Origin of the sequence: Tabrizicola flagellatus, assembly GCF_046295235.1 — a bacterium.
GTDB lineage: Bacteria > Pseudomonadota > Alphaproteobacteria > Rhodobacterales > Rhodobacteraceae > Tabrizicola > Tabrizicola flagellata_A.
Genome location: NZ_JBKBLV010000004.1, coordinates 104,015 through 106,533 on the forward strand (window position 1 = coordinate 104,015; position 2,519 = coordinate 106,533).

The following is a 2,519-nucleotide window of genomic DNA, read 5'->3' on the forward strand; positions in this document are numbered from 1 at the left end:
GTGCGCTGCAGCGCACCGGCGGATGGTGCGCTGTAGCGCACCCTGCTCCAGGTTAGTGTTGGCAGTGTTCCAAGGGAGTGATTTCATCGTTGGTGATGGCATAGGTTCTCAATCGGCCTTCGTTCATTATGCGGGCCATCATCAACCTGTAGGAAAACGTTCCAGAATCGCCACGGCAGGTAACGTCGAACAGAAATGCATCCATGCCCCTGACCGATGTCGGGTCTTCCATGACGCAATTCTCTTCACAGGTGAAGAAACTGCTACCGGTGATGGGCACAGGCCCCGTGCATTCGTTCCCGGGAAAGCAGAGGCCGTCGTAGCTCTGCGCTGATGCTTGCAGGCCGACGACAACGACTAACGCGGCAGTCAGAAGAAGTTTCATCATCCGAAGCCTCAAGTTCAGGGTTGCATAGCTGTCGGAGCAGGCCCCGGCCTACGCATCACAGTAGGCCGGGGTTCACCCCGCCCCCTGCTCACAAATCCATCAACAACCGCCTCGGGTCCTCCAGCGCCTCTTTCACGCGGACCAGGAACGTCACCGCGCCCTTGCCGTCCACGATCCGGTGGTCGTAGCTGAGCGCCAGGTACATCATCGGGCGGATGACGATCTGACCGTTCACCACGACGGGGCGGTCCTGGATCTTGTGCATGCCGAGGATGCCGGACTGCGGGGGGTTCAGGATGGGCGACGACATCAGCGAGCCGTAGACGCCGCCGTTCGAGATGGTGAAGGAGCCGCCCTGCATCTCGGCCATCGACAGCTTCCCGTCGCGGGCGCGCAGGCCCAGTTCGGCGATCTTCTTCTCGATCGCGGCGAAGGACATCTGGTCGGCGTCCCGCACCACCGGGACGACGAGGCCCGAGGGCGTGCCGACCGCCACGCCCATGTGGACGTAGTTCTTGTAGACGATGTCCTGGCCGTCGATCTCGGCGTTGACCTCGGGGACCTCCTTCAGCGCGTGGCAGCAGGCCTTCACGAAGAAGGACATGAAGCCGAGTTTCACGCCATGCTTCTTCTCGAAGGCGTCCTTGTATTCGTTGCGGAGCGACATGATGCCGGACATGTCGACCTCGTTGTAGGTCGTCAGCATCGCTGCGGTGTTCTGCGCGTCTTTCAGGCGGCGGGCGATGGTCTGGCGCAGGCGGGTCATGCGGACCCGTTCCTCGCGCGCGGCGTCATCGGCGGGGACGGGGGCGCGGGGGATGGCAACCGGAGCCGGGGCGGCGGCGGCAGGGGCCGGGGCGGCGACGGCGCGGGCGACGTCTTCCTTCATGATCCGGCCGTCACGGCCAGTGCCCTGGACCTGATCGGGGGACAGCCCGGCCTCGGCCATGGCCTTCTTGGCGCTGGGCGCGTCTTCCACCGATTTCGTGGCGGGGGCGGGCTTCGGCTCCTCCTTCGGTGCGGGCGCCTCGGTCTTCGCGGGGGCCGCAGCCGCCGCGCCTTCGGTCACGATGGCAAGGCGGGCGTTGGCCGCGACCGTGGTGCCCTCGGGCGCGAGGATTTCGGCCAGGACGCCGGCGACGGGCGAGGGAACCTCGACCGAGACCTTGTCGGTTTCCAGTTCGCAGAGCATCTCGTCCTGCTTCACGGCATCGCCCGGCTTCTTGAACCAGGTCGAAACGGTGGCCTCGGACACGGATTCGCCAAGGGCGGGAACCATCACGTCAGTCATTTGTCAGTCTCCGGTCTTTCCGAGGTCAGTTCAGGCCAAGGGCCTGGGCGACGAGGGTTTCTTGTTCATGCTTGTGGCGGGAGGCGAGGCCCGTGGCGGGCGAGGCCGAAGCCTTGCGACCGGCGTAGGACATGCGGGTGGTCTTGCCGCGGATCTTGGTCAGGATCGCCTCCATCTCGGGCTCGATGAAGGACCAGGCGCCCTGGTTCTTCGGCTCCTCCTGGCACCAGACGAAGTCGGCCTTCGGGAAGCGGCCGAGTTCCTGGGTCAAGGAGATCGTGGGCACCGGATACAGCTGTTCCACCCGCAGGAGATAGATGTCCTCGAGCCCCTGCCTGTCGCGTTCGGCCAGAAGATCGTAATAGACCTTGCCGGAGCACAGGACCACGCGCTTGATCTTGTCGTCGGCCTTGAGCTTCAGGGTCGAATTGCCCTTCTGCGCGTCGTCCCAGAGGACGCGGTGGAAGGTGGAACCGTCGGTGAAATCCTCGGCCCGGCTGATGCACATCGGGTGCCGCAACAGCGACTTCGGCGTCATCAGGATCAGGGGCTTGCGGTAGGTCCGGTGCAACTGGCGGCGGAGGATGTGGAAGTAGTTCGCCGGCGTCGAGCAGTTGGCGACGATCCAGTTGTCCTCGGCACTGAGTTGCAGGAAGCGTTCGAGGCGCGCGGAGGAATGTTCCGGGCCCTGGCCCTCGAAGCCGTGCGGCAGGAGGACCACGAGGCCCGACATCCGCAGCCATTTCGATTCCGACGAGTTGATGAACTGGTCGAACATGATCTGCGCGCCGTTGGCGAAGTCCCCGAACTGGGCCTCCCAGAGCGTCAGCGCGTTCGGTT

General features: G+C 64.5%; 2 protein-coding genes and 1 pseudogene. All 3 read right to left on the bottom strand.

The annotated features are described in order from the left end of the window. Positions 1-52 precede the first annotated feature (52 nt). Positions 53-388, bottom strand: a complete 336-nt coding sequence (locus ACK4IU_RS02735) for a hypothetical protein (RefSeq protein ID WP_409731368.1) — start codon at positions 386-388, stop codon at positions 53-55. A gap of 88 nt (positions 389-476) precedes the next feature. After that, positions 477-1,679, bottom strand: a complete 1,203-nt coding sequence (gene odhB / locus ACK4IU_RS02740; RefSeq protein WP_409731371.1) for a 2-oxoglutarate dehydrogenase complex dihydrolipoyllysine-residue succinyltransferase — start codon at positions 1,677-1,679, stop codon at positions 477-479. Positions 1,680-1,704: 25 nt separating this feature from the next. Beyond that, positions 1,705-2,519: pseudogene (gene sucA / locus ACK4IU_RS02745) on the bottom strand (2-oxoglutarate dehydrogenase E1 component); the annotation flags it as partial.